The sequence below is a fragment of the Nitritalea halalkaliphila LW7 genome, assembly GCF_000265075.1.
GTDB classification, from domain to species: Bacteria; Bacteroidota; Bacteroidia; order Cytophagales; family Cyclobacteriaceae; genus Nitritalea; species Nitritalea halalkaliphila.
The window spans coordinates 1-886 of sequence record NZ_AJYA01000138.1; the positions used below are offsets into that span (position 1 = coordinate 1).

The following is an 886-nucleotide window of genomic DNA, read 5'->3' on the forward strand; positions in this document are numbered from 1 at the left end:
CAAAATAAACCATAAATTTGTTTAAATACACATTCATAAAGTGCTAGTTTTGATACGCTAGCAAAATAGTCCAAAATCCCTTAGGGGCATGCCCCTAAGGGATTATTGGTGGTGCATTCTTGTTGCCAAATATGGTGCAGTCTTATTTACCGAAATTGGTGCAGTTGTATTTACCGATTACAGATGGGTTTGCCGAGCTCTGTTGACCTTATCTCAAAAAGAAAATTCTCTGCTCGAAAAAGAAAACCTTTTAATTGAAAAGCAAGAGCTCATAGAGAAGAAAGAGCAGGTCATTTTTAAATACCGCTCTGAATTAGACAAGCTACTTAAAATCATTTTTGGCTCCAAAAAAGACGTGCTGAAAACGTTGACTCCGATCAGCTCAATCTATTTACACTAGGTGTGCCCGAAGCTGACCAGGCTAAGATGGGGGGTGATGGTGAAGCGGATAGCGACGAGGAAACAGTCACTGTCAAGCGTAAAAAGCGTGAGAAAGGACAAGGCCGCATGACGCTTCCTGAAACACTACGCAGAGAAGATGTTTATATTGAGCCTACGGAGTCTACAGAAGGATGCGTCGTTATCGGAGAAGAGGTGAATTCAAGGGAATCATCCAGACAGATGGCTATGGGGTATAGCATTCCCTATTCGATCAGCATCCTAGCATTATGCTGTCTTTTTGCATGGCACATGCACGGCGCAAGTTCGTGGAAGCAGAAAAGTACGATCAAGAGGCTGCGCAGTATGTCGTAGGGCAGATGCGTGTGCTCTATGCTTTAGAAAGTAGTATGAGGGAAGCCGGTCTAAGCTCCGAAGCACGCGCCAAGCTGAGACAAGAGCAGGCGATTCCGATACTGGAAACTTTGGGCAACTGGTTAAATAAAAA

The 886-nt window shown here is 43.8% G+C and carries 3 protein-coding genes; all 3 read left to right on the forward strand.

What is annotated here, in order from left to right:
* Positions 1-88: 88 nt before the first annotated feature.
* On the forward strand, positions 89-400 hold the full coding sequence (locus tag A3SI_RS19260; RefSeq protein WP_156810382.1) for a hypothetical protein: 312 nt from the start codon (positions 89-91) through the stop codon (positions 398-400).
* Between the two features lie 2 nt (positions 401-402).
* Positions 403-753 (forward strand): hypothetical protein, encoded by a 351-nt coding sequence (locus A3SI_RS23450; protein WP_083836587.1) that lies wholly within the window; start codon positions 403-405, stop codon positions 751-753.
* Positions 684-886, forward strand: a 203-nt coding sequence (locus A3SI_RS16840) for an IS66 family transposase (protein ID WP_040671352.1), incomplete at its 3' end; no start/stop codon positions are given. The genes A3SI_RS23450 and A3SI_RS16840, both read left to right, overlap by 70 nt.